Genomic DNA, 18,527 nt, shown 5'->3' on the forward strand with positions numbered 1-18,527 from the left:
TTCATTTTCAATGAATGGAAGCGTAAGCCAGAATGAGGTCAGTTCGCAATCAACATTCGCCATCAACACAGAGAGAATAACGATGAATTTATCTGCAACTCATGCGGTTTCCCTGAACCCGACCACCGGTGAAATTGTGTCGTCTCTGCCCTGGGCTACTGAACAGGAGGTCGATGCGGCTATTGCTCTCGCGGAGCTGGGCTATCGCCAGTGGCGCGCGACAGGCGTAGACCAGCGCGCCGCTGCGCTGCGTCAGGTCGGCAGCGTCCTGCGTAGCCGGGCGGAAGAGATGGCGCAGATGATAAGCCTGGAGATGGGTAAGCCGATTGCCCAGGCCCGCGGCGAAGTGACCAAATCGGCCAATCTCTGCGACTGGTATGCCGAGCACGGTCCGGCAATGCTGAAAACCGAAGCCACCCAGGTCGAAGATAATAAAGCCGTTATCGAATACCGCCCGCTGGGCGCCATTCTGGCGATTATGCCGTGGAACTTTCCCCTGTGGCAGGTACTGCGCGGCGCGGTACCGATCCTGCTGGCAGGCAACAGCTATCTGCTCAAGCATGCGCCGAACGTCATGGGCAGCGCGGCGCTGATCGGCGACATCTTCACGCAGGCGGGGCTGCCAGCCGGCGTATTCGGCTGGGTCAACGCCACCAATGAAGGCGTATCGCAGACCATTAACGATCAGCGCATAGCCGCCGTGACGGTGACCGGTAGCGTTCGCGCCGGGAAGGCGATTGGCGCCCAGGCCGGAGCCGCGCTGAAGAAGTGCGTCCTCGAACTGGGGGGATCGGACCCGTTTATCGTGCTGAACGATGCCAACCTGGACGAGGCGGTGAAAGCGGCGGTAATCGGACGCTATCAGAACACCGGACAGGTGTGTGCGGCAGCGAAGCGCTTTATTGTCGAAGCCGGGATTGCCGATGCGTTCAGCAAAAAATTCGTTGCCGCCGTTGAGGCGTTGAAAATGGGCGACCCGCGCGATGAGGCCAACTATCTGGGGCCAATGGCGCGTTTCGACCTCCGTGACGAGCTCCATCAGCAGGTGGCGGCGACGCTGGCGGAAGGGGCGACCCTGCTGCTCGGCGGCGAAAAGGTTGCCGGCGCCGGTAACTACTATGCCCCGACGGTGCTGGGTAACGTGACCGCTGAAATGACCGGCTTCCGCCAGGAGCTGTTTGGTCCGGTCGCCACGATAACCGTGGCTCGCGACGCCGCGCATGCCCTGGAGCTGGCTAATGACAGCGAATTTGGCTTGTCGGCCACCGTCTTTACCGCCAGCGCCGAAGAGGCCGACCGCTTCTCCCGTCAGTTGGAGTGCGGCGGGGTCTTCATCAATGGCTACAGCGCCAGCGACGCGCGGGTGGCCTTTGGCGGCGTGAAAAAAAGCGGTTTCGGCCGCGAGCTCTCGCACTTTGGGCTGCATGAGTTCTGTAACGTGCAGACCGTATGGAAAGACCGCCGCTAATCGACGTTAGCGCCTGACGCCCGTCGCCGCGCTCTGCTATACTCGCAGCCCGAATTTGGATGTGGGCAAGGAGCCGGGCGTGGCGACGGTCATCAATAATGTAATGCTGGATGCGATTCTGGCAGAAATCAGGCCGCTGATTGGGCGCGGTAAGGTGGCGGACTATATTCCGGCGCTGGCCAGCGTGAGCGGCAATAAGCTTGGCATCGCGATCAGCACGGTTGACGGGCGGCACTATTTTGCCGGTGACGCCCATGAGCGTTTTTCCATTCAATCCATCTCTAAAGTGCTCAGCCTGGTGGTGGCGATGAACCACTATCAGGAAGACGAGATCTGGCAGCGGGTGGGGAAAGATCCCTCCGGCCAGCCGTTTAACTCGCTCCTGCAGCTGGAAATCGAGCAGGGAAAACCGCGCAACCCTTTCATTAATGCCGGGGCTCTGGTGGTTTGCGATATGCTGCAAAGCCGCCTCAGCGCGCCGCGCCAGCGGATGCTGGAAATTGTCCGGCGGCTGAGCGGAGTGGCGGATATCGCCTACGACCCGCTGGTGGCGCGTTCCGAGTTTGAGCATTCGGCGCGCAATGCGGCGATTGCCTGGCTGATGAAGTCCTTCGGCAATTTCCATAACGACGTCGCCACGGTGCTGCACAACTATTTCCACTACTGTTCGCTGGAGATGAGCTGCGTTGAGCTGGCGCGGACCTTTCTGTTCCTCGCCGATCGCGGTATCGCGCCGCACCTCGATACGCCGGTGATTGCGCCGATTCAGTCGCGTCAGGTGAATGCCCTGATGATGACCAGCGGAATGTATCAAAACGCCGGGGAGTTTGCCTGGCGCGTCGGGCTGCCGGCAAAATCGGGCGTTGGCGGAGGGATCGTGGCGATCGTTCCCCAGGAGATGGCTATTGCCGTATGGAGTCCGGAGCTGGATCAGGCCGGGAACTCGCTGGCCGGGGTTGCGGTGCTGGAAAAACTCACTCAGCAGGTGGGAAGGTCGGTATTCTGATGGTTAACATGAACAGTTTATTTAGCCGGCTGGAGCGTTCCGCGTTTCGCTCCCGTTTTAAGCTGGGAATTAAAGAGCGGCAATACTGTTTCGATAAAGGGGCGGAGACCATTGACCAGCACGCGGCGGATTTTATTGCCCGCCGCCTGGCGCCAGCGAATATCCCCAATGACGGCAAGCAAACGCCAATGCGCGGCCATCCGGTCTTTATCGCCCAGCACGCCACCGCCACCTGCTGTCGCGGCTGCCTCGAAAAGTGGCACGCGATCCCTCCAGGCCGGGCGCTGAGCGCCGACGAGCAGCGGTACGTCGTGCAGGTTATTCACCATTGGCTGGTGCTGCAGATGAATTCTTCCGGCCATTGATAGTGAGCAACAATCAGGCATATGTATGCCTGATAAATATTCTCATGCTATGATAATCCGCTAACTAATTATTAACATAATAATTGCCTGAAACAATTAGACGGATAATTACTGAATGTCTTCACTGTCGATTCGGTCATTCACGCTGTTTCGTGAGGAGCAGCCCGTGCGTGATGCGCTGGTGTTATTCACGTTAACGCTGCTGCTTCATTTCTTTGGCGCCATGCTGCGTCTGGTGCAGGAACTCTCGTTTTTCTGGCCGCTTAATGCCGTGATGGCGGGGATCTTTGCGCGTTACGTCTGGCTAAACCGCAGCTATTTTTATGCGGTTTGTTTTGCCGCGATGCTGGTTTATGACGGCCTGACGTCGCGCTGGGGAATGGGCTTCGCTTCGCTGCTGATTAACTTCTCCAATATTGTTTTTATTGTGATCCTGGCGCAGCTGGTGCTGTGGGATAAGCGACGCGCTGATTCTATGCCGGGGCCAATTAATGCGCTGAACCTGTTTTGTTATTGCCTGCTGGCGGCGCTGCTGTGCGCTGCCGTCGGCGCGCTGGGTTCGGTGGACGTCGAGCGCGCCACCTTTATTCCTCAGCTGGCGGACTGGTTTAGCGAGCAGTTCTCGACCGCGGTGCTGATCCTGCCGTTTATTCTGACCCTGACGCTGCCTTCGGCGCTCGGCGCCTTCCGTTTCCGCCAGCTGCTGCCGGTTATCGCGCTGGTATTGTCGATTATTCTCGGGGTTAGCGTCGGCGGAGCGGGGAGCATCACTTTCCCGCTGCCGGCGCTGATTTGGTGCGCCATTCGCTATCCGCTGCCGCTGACCTGTCTGCTGACGTTTATCACCGGCATCAGCGAAATTCTGCTGGTGGCAAACTCGCTGATTCATCTCTCTCCCGACGCGCGGATGCAGCCGTGGCAGCTCTTCTCCACCCGTCTGGGGATCGCCGCGATGCTGATTAGCCCGGTGATTGTCGCCTCGAGCGTAGAAGCGATTAATAACCTGGTGAAACAGCTGGCGCTGCGCGCCGATTTTGATTTCCAGACCCGCGTTTACTCACGCTCCGGGCTCGGCGAGGCGCTCAAACGTCAGACGCTGGCTGAAGGGCAGCTGCTGACCGTGATGGTGCTGGATATTGACGGCTTTAAGCGGGTCAACGACAGCTGGGGGCATGAGTGCGGCGATTGCGTCCTGACGCAGTTTGCGCAACAGGTGCGCCAGCTGGCGGGCGAGCAGGGGCTGGTAGCGCGGATTGGCGGGGAGGAGTTTGCCGTGGCAACCCTGAGCTCGTCGATGCAGGAGAGTCAGGCGCTGGCGGAGAAAATCCGCCAGGGCGTCGAGGCGCAAACCTTTGTCTGGGGGCAGAACAAGATCCGCCTTACCGTGAGCATGGGGCTGGAGTCTCGTCCGGTGGGGAGCGAGCGGATAACCGAGCTCTTTAATCAGCTGCTGATGGCCGCTGACGACTATCTGGTGAGCGCCAAGAAAGCGGGACGCAATCGGGTTTGTACGCCCGGGCTGGTCTGAAAGCGGTAATAAGAAAATACGATAGTGATTTTGCTTGAGTTAAATTTAGGTTAAAAACATAGTGATGTGGTCAATTTTAAGGAACTGATCATGGCCACATCCTTTTCCCTGCGCACGCTCTCGCGTGAAGAAATCCTCGAACAGCTTCAGCCGTTAAGCGACATTTTGACCAGCTGCGTGAACGGCGGAGCGTCGGTCAGCTTTATGCTGCCGTTCTCACCGCAAACTGCCAGCGACTTCTGGAACCGTACGGCTCAGAGCGTTGCCGCGGGAGAGCGTATTGTGATGGTGGCAGAAAATGAACGCCATCAGATCGTCGGTACCGTCCAGCTCATTGTCAGCCAGCCGGAAAACCAGCCTCATCGCGCCGACGTGGCCAAACTTTTGGTTCACCAAAATGCCAGGCGTCAGGGGCTGGCTAACGCGCTGATGAACTATCTCGAAGAGGTCGCCCGCGACCAGGGCAAGTCCGTGCTGGTACTGGATACCGCGACAGGGAGCGGCGCAGAGCGCTTCTACGTTCAGTGTGGCTGGGAAAAAGCCGGGGAAATTCCGCGCTATGCGCTGATGCCGGACGGAAAGATGACCGCCACCTCGTTGTTCTATAAGTTCCTGCAATAACTGCCGATGGTTTGATCAAAACGGGGTTTTACTGGTAGAGAAAGCTGATAAGTTATTACACCAATTACTCAGGCTGTATGACTACTCTATGAGGGAACCCATTGTGAAAACACTCAACCGTCGCGATTTTCCCGGCGCGCAGTATCCTGAACGCATTATCCAGTTCGGTGAAGGCAACTTCTTACGCGCCTTTATCGACTGGCAGGTCGATCTGCTCAACGAGCACACCGACCTGAATGCCGGCGTAGTCATCGTGCGCCCCATTGAGAGCGAATTCCCGCCGTCGCTGAGCGTTCAGGACGGTCTCTATACCACGATTATTCGCGGGCTTAACGAGAAGGGCGATGCGGTTAGCGATGCGCGAATGATCCGCAGCGTCACCCGGGAAATCAGCGTCTATGCGGACTATGCCGAATACCTGCGCCTGGCGCACAACCCGGATATCCGCTTTGTGTTTTCTAATACCACCGAAGCGGGAATTAGCTACCACGCGGGAGATCGTTTTGACGATGCGCCGGCGGTGAGCTATCCGGCTAAGCTGACTCGCCTGCTGTTTGAGCGCTACAGCCGCTTCTCTGGCGCCAGCGATAAAGGCTGGGTGATCATACCATGCGAGCTTATCGACTATAACGGCGAAGCCCTGCGTGAACTGGTGCTGCGCTACGCCGAAGAGTGGGCGCTGCCGGAAGCCTTTACCGCGTGGCTGAATGAGGCGAATACCTTCTGCTCGACGCTGGTGGACCGTATCGTCACCGGCTATCCGCGCGATGAAGCGCTGCAAATCGAGCAGCAGCTCGGTTATAAAGACGCCTTCCTGGCCACCGCGGAACACTTCTATCTGTTCGTTATTCAGGGGCCTAAATCGCTGGCAGCGGAGCTGCGCCTCGATAAACTGCCGCTTAACGTCCTGATTGTCGACGATATTAAGCCTTACAAAGAGCGTAAAGTGGCGATTCTCAACGGCGCGCACACCGCGCTGGTGCCGGTTGCCTTCCTGGCCGGGCTGGATACCGTCGGTGAAGCCATGAACGATCGCGAGATCTGCTCTTTCGTCGAAAAAGCGATTTATGAGGAAATTATTCCGCAGCTGGATTTGCCGCGCGAAGAGCTGGAGACTTTCGCCCGCGCGGTTACCGGGCGCTTCCGCAATCCCTATATAAAGCATCAGCTTCTGTCGATTGCGCTTAACGGCATGACGAAATACCGCACCCGCATTCTGCCGCAGCTGCTGGCGGGGCAGGCGAAAAACGGTAAACTCGCGGCCAGGCTAACCTTTGCGCTGGCGGCCTTGATTGCGTTCTATCGCGGGGAGCGCAATGAGCAAAACTATCCGGTGCAGGACGATGCCGAATGGATGGAGCGCTATCGGGCCCTGTGGTCCGCGCATCGGGATGCGCAGTTGAGTACCAGTGAACTGGTGAAAGCCGTACTGTCGGTTGAGGCGCACTGGCAGCAGGATTTAACCAAAATCAGCGGTCTGGTGGAGCAGGTGACTCTCGACCTTGATGCCATACTGCTCGGCGGAATGCGCGCGGCGGTGAAGCCGCTCTGCTAATTCAAATTTGACCCGGCGCGTTCCGGGTTATTTATCCCGCCTTATTAGTTACAACATACTTTTGAGCAACAGGTAAATAACCCTGCCAGGCCTGATGCTTCTTACCCGCTTCGTCATGCAGAACGGAGGGAGGCGCTTTCTGCCGAGGTCGCGCGGCATCCTGCGGATGACGAAAAACACTGAAAATGTGCGAATTTACGACCTCGATCGTGTTTTGGGACGCCCTGACGCCGCGGCTCATCTATAAATGAGCCTCAATTCAGCACCGCAGGAGCGATCATGATGTTCAGAAGAGGGTTTGTTTTATTATCGGCTTTACTGGTCTGTATACAGGTCCACGCATATCCGGGTTTTCGTCAGCTGGCGTTAAGCGACCCGCAGGGGGAAAAGCTGGATGTCGCCGTATGGTATCCAACGTCTGCAGAAGGAAAAACGGAAAATGTCGGCGCGAATCCCGCTTTCGAAGGGGTCACCGTTATTCGCAATGCGCCTCCGCGGCCCGGATCGCACCCTCTGCTGGTTATCTCCCACGGCTATAACGGCAACTGGCGCAATTTGTCATGGATTGCGGCGGCCCTGGCCACGCAGGGATATATTGTCGCCGCCCCGGATCATCCCGGCACCACCACTTTTAATCAGAATCCGCTCGACGCTAAGCGCCTGTGGCGACGCCCGCAGGATCTTACCCAGGTGATTGATTTCACTCTGCGCTCCTCCGCTCTGCTCGGGGAAGCGGACGCCGGGCGAATTGCCGCTTTAGGGCACTCCCTCGGCGGATGGACGGTCATGTCTCTGGCGGGAGCGCGCTTCGATTCCGCCCGCATGCTGCGCGACTGCCGGCACCATGCGCAGCGGGGCGACTGCCGGCTAACGCAAAAGCTCGGCATCGATGGCGCCCGCTCGCAGGATGCGCGCTTTGCGGATCTGCGGGATGCCAGAATCAAGGCGGTAGTCTCTCTGGATCTCGGCTTCGCCCCCGGCTTTACCCCGCAGAGCCTTCGCGCGGTCAGCGTTCCGACGCTGATTCTTGCGGCCCAGGCGGACAAGCTGGCGGATCTTGATGCGCAACAGGAATCCGGCTACCTTGCGGCCGGCATGAACAGGCAATACGAGGTCGTTGAAGGGGCCACCCATTTCAGCTTCATGCAGCTATGCAAGCCTGCCGGCGAGGCGCTTATCGAGGAGGAAACGCCCGGTGATGGCATCGTTTGCCAGGACGCAAGCGGAGGAAACCGCTCCGCTATTCACCAGGCGCTGATACCTAAGATCGGCATGTTTCTCAATTCGGCGCTGGATTATCACGCGCCTGCTGACGGAACGAGGTCGGCGACAGGCCGCTAATGCGCTGAAACTCGCGGTTAAAATTGGACCTGGTGGTAAATCCCGACTCGAACATGATTTCGGTAACGGGCAGCGGGGTGCTTCGCAGCAGCGCCTGCGCCCGTTCAATCCTTAAACCGTTAATCCACTGCGAGACATTACATTGACTGATAGCGTTGACCGCGCCTGAGAGCTGACGCGCGGGGATCCCCGTTTTTCGGGCAAGCAGGCTGAGCGTAAGGTCGGGATTGAGATAGATCTCCGTTTCCCGAACCAGCTTCTCAAGGGTGGCGTAAATTCCCGCCAGCTCTCCCGCAGGAAGCGCGGCCCGCGTCGGTGGCGCCTCCCGGCTATCAGACTGCGCAACCGCAGCCGGCCGCCCCGCGCAGACGATCGCCGCGCCAATAAGCGGAAGGAGCGCGGCCTGAAAACCCATCACGATCGCCGGAGTCAGCTTGCCGCCGGTTATGCTGAAGTCAAACGTCACCGCGAGATCGGTCAGCGCCGATATACAGAGAAAACAGCCGGCAAAAAAGGCCATTTTCGTCGTATGCGGCGACTCTGTGAGTCGGCTGAGGGTAAAGCGGTGCTCACCGCGCCAGGCGAGCCGCAGCAGGCTGTATCCATAGCCGGCAAAAAGGAAAAAGAGGATCGAATCCGTCGCTGGCGGCCAGAGTATCCTGATAGCGACGGCGAGAACGGCGGGGGCGAACAGCAGCATCAGGTGACGCCGCCGGCTGATTTCAGTCAGCGAGATAAAACAGTGCCAGGCGATCGGCGGCAGCATTATGGCCAGCCCGGACTGGAGATTGCGCAACATGCTGGACTCATATTCCCAGCGCAGCGTGCTGACGGCAATAAGGACGATACAGGAAAGCAGAAAACGCAGGGTACCCGCGTGGCGCTGCTTGTGCGCAAACAGAGCCATTGCCAGCAGAAAAAGCAGGGCGGATAAGGTAATAAGCGGAAAAGGAACCGAAAGCATGTCAGCCGTACCACAACGAAAAGTTACCGGGAATATTTACACATATCCCGGCGCGCTGTCGCCTCTGACGTGACGTTCTGTAACGCTGGCCTTTATGAAGGGCTTTATTTCCGGCTGCTGGAGGATCTGACCTTTAGCCTGCCGGCCAGCATAACGTGCGTCGCCGCATCTTCCTGATTGCACAGATACTCCACCGCCAGCCGCCCTAATTCACTGTAGGGCAGCTGAATGCTGGTGAGCGGCGGGGTGAGCTGTTCCGATATTTTCTGATCGTCGTATCCCGCCAGCAGAAGATCCTGCGGCAGCCGTATGCCGTTGACCGCCAGCGCCTGATAGCAGCCGATCGCCAGCCAGTCGCTGGCGCAAAAGATGGCGTCCGGGCGATCCTGCTGTTCCAGCAGAGAGCAGGTGGCCGTAAAGGACTCGCTGAACTGCCAGTTTGTCCGGCGCACCAGGCTCTCATCGTACGCCTGTCCGGCCTGCTCCAGCGCCGCCTGATATCCCGCCAGCCGCTGGCGGGTTGCCTCCATCCAGCTTTCTCCGGTGATGTGCGCGATGCGCCTGGCGCCCATGGAAATCAGATGACGGGTCACCTGAAACGCGTTGGCGTAGTCGTCGGGGACAAATGAGGGCAGCAGCGGCGAGTCCGGGTCCCGCTGGTTGAGCAAAACCAGCGGCAGGCGGGTGCAGTCCTGAAAATCGGTCATATCCACAAGCGTGGTCACCGGGGAGGCGAGAATAATTCCGATGCAGTTACGCTGCTCCAGCTGACGGATAATATTGATCGCCAGTTCCACGTCGTCGCCGTAATCATATACGGTCAGCAGCACTTCATTGCGCCAGGCCGCTTCTCGCGCCTGGCTGATAGCATCGATAAAGGGGTCGTAGCTTTGCAGCGTGCTGACCAGCAGCGCCACTTCTTCCTGATTCCGCGGAGCGTGAATCGCCGGAAGGCGGTCATAGCCGAGCTCAGTCGCAACGGCGATCACCCGCTGACGGGTCTCCTCGCTAAGCTTGATATTCCGGGATTGATTAAGGACCAACGATACCGTTGCCTGTGAGACGCCCGCCGTACGGGCGATATCGTTCATCGTTACTTTGTTTTTCCGCTTCATCATCCCTCTCCCCTTGAGAAGCCGCATTATACCTTAACGACCAGGCACATAGGCAGACTAAAGCGCTGTCGATCGCGTTTCCGGCTCGTTATCGGGCAAGGTTTGTGACCCTCATCGCTTTTAGCGGCCGTAGTAAGGGAAGCAATAGCCGTTAACCCTCCTGGGATGGCAAATTGCGTCCGTAGCGCTTGAAGTAATTTCCTTCCGGGAAAATAATGGCTTATTCGCATGAGGTGGGAGGGCACGATGGTCATCGATATACGCGAGCTGCATTCGCATGACAAATCGCAGTGGCTGCAGCTGTGGGAGGGCTATACCAGTTTCTACGGCAGCCCGCAGCCTGACGATGTGACGGAATACACCTGGCAGCGCCTGCTGGACAGCGCCTCTCCCGTTATTGGCCGGGTTGCGGTGGTCGATAGCCGGGTGGTCGGGTTTGCGATTGGCGTTCTTCACGAAGGCACCTGGGTGAAAACGCCCGTTTGTTATCTGGAAGATCTGTTCGTCGACCCGCAAATGCGCGGGCGCGGAGTCGCCAGAGCGCTGGTGCAGGCCCTGCATTCGGAAGGTAAAGCGAAAGGGTGGTCGCGCTTATACTGGCATACGCGCGCTGATAATCCTGCTCGCAGGCTGTATGATGAATTCACCCCTGCGGATGATTACGTCCGCTATCGTGTGATGCTATAAGCCGTCAGAGATAAGAAGTTATTAAGATTTTCCCTGTCTAATAGCGGAAAACGACTCAGGAGAATCAAATATGGAAAAACGAATCGAGACAACCGTTAATCTGATCATCTTTCTTTCCCTGCTGGCTACCGCCTGGGATCTCTCCCTGGTGCACCATCTCCCCTGGTAAATCCGGCAGTACGGCGCCTGCTGTGGCGCCGTTAATTATCCCTTGAACTATCCCGGCAGCATCTCGCCGCGGCTAAAGCTCCAGTCCTCGGTATGATTAAACTGAATGACCACCATCACATCATCGGGGGCAATACCGAGCTCCGCCTGCAGCCGATCGCACAGTCGCCGGTAGAGGCGCTTTTTCTGCTGCGCGCTGCGGGCTTTGCCGGCAAAAATATGAAACAGCACAAAGTCGCCGCTGCGCCCGCCGCTGAGGTAGTGCGGATCGACGATGCGCCGGGCATCGGGCAGAGCGTCGATAAACTGGAATTTATCCGCCGGGGGAACCGCAAACTCGTCCACCAGCGTTTGATGGAATAGCGCTGAAAGCCGCGCAATCCATTCATCGTCATAGCCGGCGCGCAGCGTTATCCGGGTCAAAGGCATGCTGATCCCTCCGGCGGTATGCAGGAGAGCGCGGTGACGGCCGCCGGCCAGCCGGCATAAAAGGCCAGGTGGGTAAAAACCTCGGTTATTTCGGCGCGGGTCAGGCCGTTGTTAGCCGCAAACTCAATATGCCACGGCAGCTGTCGTTCTCTGCCAAGCGCCGTCAGGGCAGCAAGGGTTATCAAACTTCTTTCCCTGGGCGACAGCTCGCCTCGGGCCCAGATATCGCCGAAAAGCACGTCTTCAGTCAGCTGGGCGAGTTTTGGCGCGATCCCGGCCAGGTTATTGCGGGTAGGTGATGCCATCGTTCATATCTCCGGTTGCCATGAGAGAGGATGAACAGAGAGTGGCACAGGGAAATTCTTCTTAATATCGCAACATTTTGGATAGTCCATCCTGAAAAACAGGATGGTCAGCGATAAAAGCCGGGCGACGTCCTGCGTGCCCGGCAAGCGCTATCAGGCTGCGATCTGGCGACGGGCGACGATAAACAGGCGAGGGAACAGCAGCAGCACCTTCCCGTTACACTGTAACGGATAGTGCGCCTGCAGTAGCGTCAGATAACGGCTGAGAAACGCGTCGCGCTGGCTGTCATCGAGTCGCTGCAGGTACGGACGCAATCCCGTGGACTGCAGCCAGTCAATAATTGCCTGATGGGAATCGAGCTGATGATAATAGGTGGTGCGCCAGATGTCGACCTCGCAGCCGCTGGCCGTCAGGATATCGTAATACTGCCGGGCGGTGGGAAGCGGGTGGCGTCCGCTTTCCGCATGCCCAAGCTCCTGAGCTACCTGACGCATCAGGGTATGGGAAGGCTCCTGCCAGTTATCCGGCATCTGCACCGCCAGAATGCCGTTATCCGCCAGCCGTTCGACGAGCTGCGGGAACAGCGTCTGGTGCTCGGTAAGCCACTGCAGGGAGGCGTTTGCGTAGATCACATCCGCCGGACGTTCGGGCCGGTATTCCCGGATATCAGCGGCGACGAACCGGCATGCGGGCAGCGCCCGGGCCGCCTCTTCCAGCATCGCGGGCGAATTATCCACTCCGACAACCGTCGCCGCGGGCCAGGCATGATGCAGCAGCGCGGTACTGTTTCCCGGCCCGCAGCCAAGGTCAACGGCGAGCGTAACGGGATGATGGGCGATACGAGCGAGCAGTTCGGCGGCGGGGCGCGTACGCTCGGCGCCGAACTGTAGATACAGCGAGGGATTCCAGTCTGCCATCGGTGACTCCGGGTTAGATAAACTCGTTCATCAGCATAGATGGCATTGACCGCAGGTAAAATGACTTTACGCATTTTATTAGTTACGTGACGGCGTCACGTAACGCAATATAGAGCGAAGGGTTCTCGCCAGTCCGCAGGCCTAATCGGCGTCCTTTAACGACTCCGCGCGTTTGGCGGTGGCATAGACAAAATCCAGCATCGGCTCAAGATCGGTATCGTATCCGGCCTGGATTATTTTCCCCCGCAGCCACTCAATTTCGCTGGTGATATCCGGATGGAAAATATTATTGTCCTGCGCTTTACGCAGCCATTTCAGCAGGAAGTTATTTTTTCCTCTGATCCCGCCCGCTTTCTTAGATTTTCCGTGTATTTTCAGCGCGACTAATATGCAGTAATAGAAATGAACCCGCTGATTAAAACTTTGATGCATGTATGTATTTCCCGCCAGAGTCAGGAATTCACCGTCCAGGCCAGTGATTCGGATTGGGCATGATAACGGGCACGGATCGTCTGTTATTCGATCTCTGATATATCACCCGTTTCGCCAGTACGCCCGTTGCCAGGCGCTGTTCGGATGGTGTCACGGATGCCGAATAACAGTCAATTCTTGATTACTTTTTTACCTTTTTCAGCGGGGCGGCCCGCGGAACACAATTCCTTACGCCCGCCGCAAACCGGCGCGTTGTTGCAGATATACGCGTAATATCAAGATAAACGCCATGACCACAACCGCCGCGGCCAGCAGATAAATAGTTCCCAGACTGTAATACCCGGCAACCCAGCCGGCAACGGGGCCGGTGAGCCCGAGAGCCAGATCGAGGAACGCGGAGTAGGTGCCTAGCGCGGTGCCCTGGTTTTGCTCCTCGACCTGTTTCACCGCCTCGACGCCCAGCGCCGGGAAGACCAGCGAGAAACCGGAACCGGTCAGGAACGCGCCGATGCCGGCAACCCACGCAGAAGAGGCCTGCCAGATAATCAGCAGGCCGATGCATTCGATAACAAAGCAGGCCAGCGATACCGGAACGCCGCCGTAGCGGGTGATGGTGTTGCCCAGTATCAGACGAATGCAGATGAAACCGACGCTGAACAGCGACAGCGTAAACGCCGCGCCCTGCCAGTCGTGGGCGGAAAAATAGAGGGTAATGAAGGTTGCTATCACCCCGAAGCCCACCGTCCCCAGCGCCAGCCCCAGACCGTAAGGCCAGATTTTGCGCACCACCACGTGGAAGGGGGCGCGAACGCCGCCGCTGACGCTGACGTCCTGGCGGGTGCGGGCAAAAAGCAGGCCGATAAAGGCCACCAGCACCACTACGACGGCAAAACCGCTAATGCCAAAATAGCCGTTGAGCAGAACTCCCAGCGGGGCACCGACCGCCATCGCCACGTAGGTCGCCACGCCGTTCCAGGAGATCACCCGGGAGGTATGGATCGCACCGACGGTTTTAATTCCCCACAGCGTCGCCCCGGTGGCGGTAAAGCTCTCGCCGACGCCAAGGAGTATTCGGCCAATGAGCAGAGCGGCCACCGCCAGCAGCGGAACGGACTGCAGCAGCACCGCAGCCAGCGTAAAAACCCCGCTCAGCAGGCAGCAGACGATACCGAGGCTGACGACTCTTTTCGGCCCCCAGATATCGGCGTAGCGCCCCGCGTGCGGCCGGCTGAAGAGGGTGGCAATGTACTGCAGACTGATCACCACGCCAGCAACAAAGGTGCTATAGCCCAGCTGATAGTGAATATAGCCGGGTAAAACCGCCAGCGGCAGGCCGATCGACAGATAGCAAATGCAGGTGAATACAACGATCGAAATGATGCGCAGATTTAGCTGAGTCTGAGTGGCTGAAGGAGTCATAACGTCAGGTATTTAAAACAAAAGGGGGGTTAGCATAGCGCAGACCCTGCGGCCAGCACGAGCGCGGGATGTGATTTCCGCACGTTTCACTTACTATGCCGGTAAGATGAAATCTATGCCGCTAGTTTTATTCAGAATCCGCGCTTTCGCAGTCAGGCAATATTCGTCACCGCTTTTTTCATTTGCCGCACGGCTGCTGACGCTAGCCCCGGGTCTCGATCGGGCCGACGCTCGCATCCCTGATGGCCTGTGCAGAAGCGCCTGTTCGCGGTATAAGATTTATCTCGTCGCAGCATATTAACCATTAACGTCAGGAGGGAGTATGACAGCCGATTTAGCAGGGATTGAGGTTCTGTTCGTCGCCGGGTTTGGGCCGATAACCCGCAGCACCGAAAGTAGCCGGTCCTTTTACGCCGAGGCGCTGGGTTTGCCGTTGAAAGAGATGGCGGGTAACGCCGACTACCTGCTGACGGAGCAGGATGCGCTGGCCGGAGTTAAGCACTTTGCGCTGTGGCCGCTGGAGCAGGCGGCGCAATCATGTTTTGGCGTTGCCCGCTGGCCGGCGGATCTCCCGCAGCCTCAGGCGTGGATCGAGTTTGAGGTGCGTGATATTCAGGCGGCGAGCGACAGCCTGCTGGCGAAGGGCTATCGCTTGCTTATCGCGAACCGCGTGGAGCCGTGGGGGCAGACGGTGACGCGGCTGCTCAGTCCGGAAGGGCTGCTCACCGGCGTGACCATTACGCCGTGGCTGCGTGAGTAGATGTCGTCCGTTCCTCCTCTGCTGCCATCCGTCGGCTGCCGCCGCTTGTTGGCGGCAGCACCGGGGCCCTCTTAATATCTGACATATTTCGTTAACCGACGAAGTATCCGCCTGCATTTCCTTCTAGTCTTCTCTGCTGACGATACCCGGCGCTGGCCCAATGCCGCTTGCCTGCCCGTTAATTTATAACCATACCAAATTGAGAATTTAAATTAACAATGATTCTTTATTTGAGATTAATGATCTAAGAGGAGTGCGCAAGGTGACTGAATACAGGCCAGAACTTAAGGCTTTCCTGCTGGCGCTGGCCGGTTCGGTGGTGCTGATCGTCGGGATGGGATACGGGCGCTTTGCGTTCACCGGGATCCTGCCGCTGATGCTGGATGAGCACATTTTAACCCTGCGCGAAGGGAATCTCGCCGCGTCGGCGAACTACGCGGGCTACCTGCTGGGGGCGCTGATGCTGGCTAAGGCCAGGCCGGCCGATGCGAAATGGTTAAACCTCGCGTCGGTACTCTTAACCGTGCTCTGCCTGGCGGCGATTGCCTGGCTACGGTCGCCGCTGGCGATTATTGCGCTGAGAGGCATTGCCGGCGTGCTGAGCGCGGTCACCCTGATCGCCGCCTCGCTTTGGCTGCTACAGCACATGAAGCATCATAACGGTGCGCCGATCCTCTATTCAGGGGTCGGGATGGGGATTTTTCTGTCGGCGGAGTTTATTTCGCTCGCCAAAAGCCACGCGTTTACCAGCCCGCAGATTTGGCTAATCTGCGCCGCCAGCGCCGGGCTCTTATTTGCGCTGGTTCTGCGCCTGCTGCTCAGCCCGTCTGATTACCTTATTGCCTATAAGCCGACGGTATCGGCTCAGGCGCAAGGCGCAGAAGGCCAGCGCGGGGATGCATGGAAGTTATTGATTATCTACGGCTTAGCCGGATTCGGCTATATCATCACCGCCACCTATTTGCCGCTGTTTCTCTCCGGCTCGCTCACCGGCATCGACCCGGTGCAGCTGTGGGCGCTGTTTGGCCTGGCGGCGGTACCGTCCTGTTTTGTCTGGCACAAGCTGGCGCTCAAGCTCGGCTACCGGCGAGCGTTTACCATCAACCTGATGGTGCAGGCGACAGGCGTGATCCTGCCCGCCTGGAGCCACTCGTTAGCGTTTTGCATGCTGAGCGCCCTGCTGGTTGGCTTCACCTTTATGGGCACCGTTACCCTTGCCCTTCCTGAAGGGCGGCGGCTGAATCATCTGGTGACATTCAACATGATCGCCGCCATGACCGCTACTTACGGCATCGGCCAGATTATTGGCCCGCTGGCGGCCGGCGTTCTGTACGGTCTGAGCGGATCTTTTAATGCCGCCCTCGGCGCCGCGGGCGTGGCGCTGTTTGTGGCCGCCGCACTGGTGACGATCGGCAAACCCGCCGGGCAACAGCGGGGGAGTTAACTATCGGCCGCCAGCAGCAGCTGCTGGCGCATGGCATCCAGCGCCGGCGAAACGTAGCCCTGGCGCCAGATAAGCTGGGTTATCGCCGTGCCGACCGGCTGCGAATCGCAGCCTTCCGGTAACGTCATTAGCGCCAGCACGCTCTGCGGGACGATCCCGGCATATCCGCCGGAGGCAATGCAGGCAATGACCGCGTGATACGAACCGATCTCCTGTATTTCAACGTTTTTCATTGCGGACAAAAATGATTCCGCCCGCTTGCGATAGCTGCAGCCCTGCGCAAACGCCGCCAGCCTGAACTCCTCCCGTCCCGCGGGGCTTATCAACATCAGCTCCTCGGCGAAGATCGGCAGGTATTCCAGCGCCTCGGGACACTCCGGCTGGCCGCTGGCGTTCAGCGGCAGGCTCACCAGTGCGCAGTCGAGCGCGGCGCTAAGCACGCGTTCGACCAGCTGCTGGGTAGGCATGGTTTGTAAGGTCAGGGCGACCGCCGGGCACTGCTGGTGAAAGCGCGGCAGAATCGAGGTTAAGCGGCTGGCGGCGGCGGCCTCCATTGCCCCCATCCGCAGGCTTCCGGCGGGCTGCGTCGGATGCAGCGCCTGTTTCGCCTCTTCGGCCAGGCTCAGGATCCGCAGCGTGTAGTCAAGAAAGCGTTCTCCGGCGGCGGAGAGCACCATCTTTTTATTGCCGCGAACGAACAGCTCAACGCTGAGCTCTTCCTCAAGCTGCTGAATGCGCGTGGTGATGTTCGATTGCGCGCGGCCCAGCCTTTTTGCCGCCCGGGTTACGCTTTGCTCCTGCGCCACAATTTTAAAGATTTCCAGCGTGCTGTGGTTCATGTTTTTCTTCTAAATATGGAAATAATATTGATCTTAACATCTCAAAAAGAGATGTTAAGCACCGGATATCACAAATTTACGCAGGATCAATCATCATGAACCGCCTGACGCAGCAGCTTGATATTGTCTATCCCATTATACAGGCCCCGATGGCCGGCGTGTCCACGCCTGAACTGGCGGCGGCGGTCAGCAATGCCGGCGGCCTGGGTTCGCTGGGATTAGGCGCTTCCTCGGTGTCTCAGGCGCGGGCGCTGATCGGCAAAACGCGCCAGCTCACCGCCCGACCGTTTAACGTTAACCTTTTTTGCCACCTTCCGGCACGCAGAGATCCGCAGGTCGAAGCGCAGTGGATTGAGCGGCTACGTCCGGCGTTTGCCCAGGCGGGAAGCCAGCCGCCGCAGGCGCTGAGGGAGATTTATCAAACTTTCCTCGGGTACCAGCCGATGCTTGAGCTGCTGCTCGAACTGGCGCCGCCGGTGGTCAGTTTTCACTTCGGTATTCCGCCACGCAGCGTCATTCTGCGCCTGCAGGAGCGAGGCATTGTCACTATGGCCAGCGCGACCAGCGTTCAGGAGGCCCGGCAGATAGAGGCGCAGGGAGTGGATATCGTTATAGCTCAGGGCTACGAAGCGGGCGGCCATCGCGGGATCTTTGACCCGCGCGGCGACGACCAGCAGCTGAGCACCTTTACGCTGGTCCAGAGGCTGAAGCGGACGGTGGGCCTGCCGATTATTGCCGCCGGCGGCATTATGGACGGCGCGGGAATTTGCAGCGCCATAAGCCTCGGCGCCGAGGGCGCGCAGCTGGGGACCGCGTTTCTGCTGTGCCCGGAATCGGCAGCGGATAGCGGCTATCGGCGGGCGATTAAAAACAGTCCTGACCAGCAAACGGTGCTGACCGCGGCCATCTCCGGCCGTCCGGCGCGCTGCGTGCATAATGCCTGGAGCGCGCTGGCGCAAAAGGTTGACGCCTCGGCGATCCCGGCTTATCCGCTGGCCTATGATGTCGGTAAAGCACTGGCGACCGCGGCTAAGGCCCAGGGCGATGAGGGCTACGGCGCCCATTGGGCAGGACAGGGGGTTGGTCTGATCCGCGAGCTGTCGGCGACGGAGCTGATGCAGACCTTAATTCACGAGTGCGGCTTCCGCTAGCGGCGGGGAAAA

General features: G+C 58.6%; 19 protein-coding genes. 11 read left to right on the top strand and 8 right to left on the bottom strand.

Annotated elements, in window-relative coordinates:
- The first annotated feature begins 82 nt into the window (after positions 1-82).
- The 7 genes from sad to QFI97_RS14800 all read left to right on the top strand — a co-directional run bounded on the left by sad (position 83) and on the right by QFI97_RS14800 (position 7,884).
- Positions 83-1,468 carry a succinate-semialdehyde dehydrogenase gene (gene sad, locus QFI97_RS14770; protein WP_346431458.1) on the top strand — a complete coding sequence of 462 codons (1,386 nt, stop codon included), beginning with the start codon at positions 83-85 and terminating at the stop codon, positions 1,466-1,468.
- 79 nt (positions 1,469-1,547) lie between these two features.
- Positions 1,548-2,474: a glutaminase B gene (glsB, locus tag QFI97_RS14775; RefSeq protein WP_346431459.1), complete on the top strand. Its 927-nt coding sequence runs from the start codon at positions 1,548-1,550 to the stop codon at positions 2,472-2,474.
- Positions 2,474-2,839: a DUF4186 domain-containing protein gene (locus QFI97_RS14780; protein ID WP_095103413.1), complete on the top strand. Its 366-nt coding sequence runs from the start codon at positions 2,474-2,476 to the stop codon at positions 2,837-2,839. The genes glsB and QFI97_RS14780 overlap by 1 nt, the downstream gene beginning before the upstream one ends.
- 115 nt (positions 2,840-2,954) lie before the next feature.
- Positions 2,955-4,367 (top strand): GGDEF domain-containing protein, encoded by a 1,413-nt coding sequence (locus tag QFI97_RS14785; RefSeq protein WP_157349308.1) that lies wholly within the window; start codon positions 2,955-2,957, stop codon positions 4,365-4,367.
- A gap of 90 nt (positions 4,368-4,457) precedes the next feature.
- Positions 4,458-4,988: a GNAT family N-acetyltransferase gene (locus QFI97_RS14790; protein WP_331834240.1), complete on the top strand. Its 531-nt coding sequence runs from the start codon at positions 4,458-4,460 to the stop codon at positions 4,986-4,988.
- A 103-nt stretch (positions 4,989-5,091) separates the two neighbouring features.
- Positions 5,092-6,543 (top strand): tagaturonate reductase, encoded by a 1,452-nt coding sequence (locus QFI97_RS14795; RefSeq protein ID WP_331834239.1) that lies wholly within the window; start codon positions 5,092-5,094, stop codon positions 6,541-6,543.
- A gap of 282 nt (positions 6,544-6,825) precedes the next feature.
- On the top strand, positions 6,826-7,884 hold the full coding sequence (locus QFI97_RS14800) for an alpha/beta hydrolase family protein (RefSeq protein ID WP_428983837.1): 1,059 nt from the start codon (positions 6,826-6,828) through the stop codon (positions 7,882-7,884).
- On the opposite strand, the gene QFI97_RS14805 is transcribed toward QFI97_RS14800, so the two are convergent.
- A complete protein-coding gene (locus QFI97_RS14805) occupies positions 7,823-8,848 on the bottom strand; it encodes a helix-turn-helix domain-containing protein (protein WP_346431460.1) in 1,026 nt (341 codons plus the stop codon). The genes QFI97_RS14800 and QFI97_RS14805 overlap by 62 nt on opposite strands.
- 104 nt (positions 8,849-8,952) lie before the next feature.
- Entirely contained in the window at positions 8,953-9,963 is a 1,011-nt protein-coding gene (locus QFI97_RS14810) for a LacI family DNA-binding transcriptional regulator (protein WP_331834349.1), read from the bottom strand.
- A gap of 246 nt (positions 9,964-10,209) precedes the next feature.
- Between QFI97_RS14810 and QFI97_RS14815 the strand changes: the two genes are divergently transcribed.
- Positions 10,210-10,650 (top strand): GNAT family N-acetyltransferase, encoded by a 441-nt coding sequence (locus QFI97_RS14815; RefSeq protein ID WP_346431461.1) that lies wholly within the window; start codon positions 10,210-10,212, stop codon positions 10,648-10,650.
- Positions 10,651-10,866: 216 nt separating this feature from the next.
- Here QFI97_RS14815 and QFI97_RS14820 read toward each other — a convergent pair whose 3' ends face one another.
- From QFI97_RS14820 to QFI97_RS14840, 5 genes are all read right to left on the bottom strand, one after another.
- Positions 10,867-11,247: a tautomerase family protein gene (locus QFI97_RS14820; RefSeq protein WP_095103429.1), complete on the bottom strand. Its 381-nt coding sequence runs from the start codon at positions 11,245-11,247 to the stop codon at positions 10,867-10,869.
- Positions 11,238-11,552: a carboxymuconolactone decarboxylase family protein gene (locus tag QFI97_RS14825; protein ID WP_095103430.1), complete on the bottom strand. Its 315-nt coding sequence runs from the start codon at positions 11,550-11,552 to the stop codon at positions 11,238-11,240. The genes QFI97_RS14820 and QFI97_RS14825 overlap by 10 nt, the downstream gene beginning before the upstream one ends.
- Before the next feature lie 153 nt (positions 11,553-11,705).
- A complete protein-coding gene (gene tam / locus QFI97_RS14830) occupies positions 11,706-12,470 on the bottom strand; it encodes a trans-aconitate 2-methyltransferase (protein ID WP_095103432.1) in 765 nt (254 codons plus the stop codon).
- A 141-nt stretch (positions 12,471-12,611) separates the two neighbouring features.
- Positions 12,612-12,902, bottom strand: coding sequence for a hypothetical protein (locus QFI97_RS14835; protein ID WP_095103433.1), 291 nt, complete (start codon positions 12,900-12,902; stop codon positions 12,612-12,614).
- 228 nt (positions 12,903-13,130) lie between these two features.
- The gene (locus QFI97_RS14840; protein ID WP_331834235.1) at positions 13,131-14,321 is read right to left on the bottom strand and encodes an MFS transporter; all 1,191 of its coding nucleotides are present in this window, start codon (positions 14,319-14,321) and stop codon (positions 13,131-13,133) included.
- A gap of 322 nt (positions 14,322-14,643) precedes the next feature.
- Between QFI97_RS14840 and QFI97_RS14845 the strand changes: the two genes are divergently transcribed.
- The gene (locus tag QFI97_RS14845) at positions 14,644-15,081 is read left to right on the top strand and encodes a VOC family protein (RefSeq protein ID WP_095103436.1); all 438 of its coding nucleotides are present in this window, start codon (positions 14,644-14,646) and stop codon (positions 15,079-15,081) included.
- A 334-nt stretch (positions 15,082-15,415) separates the two neighbouring features.
- Entirely contained in the window at positions 15,416-16,525 is a 1,110-nt protein-coding gene (locus QFI97_RS14850) for a YbfB/YjiJ family MFS transporter (protein WP_346432091.1), read from the top strand.
- On the opposite strand, the gene QFI97_RS14855 is transcribed toward QFI97_RS14850, so the two are convergent.
- Positions 16,522-17,364, bottom strand: a complete 843-nt coding sequence (locus QFI97_RS14855; protein WP_346431462.1) for a LysR family transcriptional regulator — start codon at positions 17,362-17,364, stop codon at positions 16,522-16,524. The genes QFI97_RS14850 and QFI97_RS14855 overlap by 4 nt on opposite strands.
- Before the next feature lie 95 nt (positions 17,365-17,459).
- On the opposite strand from QFI97_RS14855, the gene QFI97_RS14860 reads away from it, so the two are divergent.
- The gene (locus tag QFI97_RS14860) at positions 17,460-18,515 is read left to right on the top strand and encodes an NAD(P)H-dependent flavin oxidoreductase (RefSeq protein ID WP_346431463.1); all 1,056 of its coding nucleotides are present in this window, start codon (positions 17,460-17,462) and stop codon (positions 18,513-18,515) included.
- The last annotated feature ends 12 nt before the right edge of the window (positions 18,516-18,527 follow it).

The sequence above is a fragment of the Klebsiella scottii genome, from assembly GCF_036561945.1.
In the GTDB taxonomy this organism is placed as follows: domain Bacteria; phylum Pseudomonadota; class Gammaproteobacteria; order Enterobacterales; family Enterobacteriaceae; genus Klebsiella; species Klebsiella scottii.

What these genes read in the sequence shown, in the direction of transcription:
- sad (WP_346431458.1), top strand. Translation starts at nt 83, where the DNA reads ATGAATTTATCTGCAACTCATGCGGTTTCCCTGAACCCGACCACCGGT.
- QFI97_RS14780 (WP_095103413.1), top strand. Translation starts at nt 2,474, where the DNA reads ATGGTTAACATGAACAGTTTATTTAGCCGGCTGGAGCGTTCCGCGTTT.
- QFI97_RS14785 (WP_157349308.1), top strand. Translation starts at nt 2,955, where the DNA reads ATGTCTTCACTGTCGATTCGGTCATTCACGCTGTTTCGTGAGGAGCAG.
- QFI97_RS14790 (WP_331834240.1), top strand. Translation starts at nt 4,458, where the DNA reads ATGGCCACATCCTTTTCCCTGCGCACGCTCTCGCGTGAAGAAATCCTC.
- QFI97_RS14800 (WP_428983837.1), top strand. Translation starts at nt 6,826, where the DNA reads ATGTTCAGAAGAGGGTTTGTTTTATTATCGGCTTTACTGGTCTGTATA.
- QFI97_RS14805 (WP_346431460.1), bottom strand. Translation starts at nt 8,848, where the DNA reads ATGCTTTCGGTTCCTTTTCCGCTTATTACCTTATCCGCCCTGCTTTTT.
- QFI97_RS14810 (WP_331834349.1), bottom strand. Translation starts at nt 9,963, where the DNA reads ATGAAGCGGAAAAACAAAGTAACGATGAACGATATCGCCCGTACGGCG.
- QFI97_RS14815 (WP_346431461.1), top strand. Translation starts at nt 10,210, where the DNA reads ATGGTCATCGATATACGCGAGCTGCATTCGCATGACAAATCGCAGTGG.
- QFI97_RS14820 (WP_095103429.1), bottom strand. Translation starts at nt 11,247, where the DNA reads ATGCCTTTGACCCGGATAACGCTGCGCGCCGGCTATGACGATGAATGG.
- QFI97_RS14825 (WP_095103430.1), bottom strand. Translation starts at nt 11,552, where the DNA reads ATGGCATCACCTACCCGCAATAACCTGGCCGGGATCGCGCCAAAACTC.
- tam (WP_095103432.1), bottom strand. Translation starts at nt 12,470, where the DNA reads ATGGCAGACTGGAATCCCTCGCTGTATCTACAGTTCGGCGCCGAGCGT.
- QFI97_RS14835 (WP_095103433.1), bottom strand. Translation starts at nt 12,902, where the DNA reads ATGCATCAAAGTTTTAATCAGCGGGTTCATTTCTATTACTGCATATTA.
- QFI97_RS14840 (WP_331834235.1), bottom strand. Translation starts at nt 14,321, where the DNA reads ATGACTCCTTCAGCCACTCAGACTCAGCTAAATCTGCGCATCATTTCG.
- QFI97_RS14845 (WP_095103436.1), top strand. Translation starts at nt 14,644, where the DNA reads ATGACAGCCGATTTAGCAGGGATTGAGGTTCTGTTCGTCGCCGGGTTT.
- QFI97_RS14850 (WP_346432091.1), top strand. Translation starts at nt 15,416, where the DNA reads ATGGGATACGGGCGCTTTGCGTTCACCGGGATCCTGCCGCTGATGCTG.
- QFI97_RS14855 (WP_346431462.1), bottom strand. Translation starts at nt 17,364, where the DNA reads ATGAACCACAGCACGCTGGAAATCTTTAAAATTGTGGCGCAGGAGCAA.
- QFI97_RS14860 (WP_346431463.1), top strand. Translation starts at nt 17,460, where the DNA reads ATGAACCGCCTGACGCAGCAGCTTGATATTGTCTATCCCATTATACAG.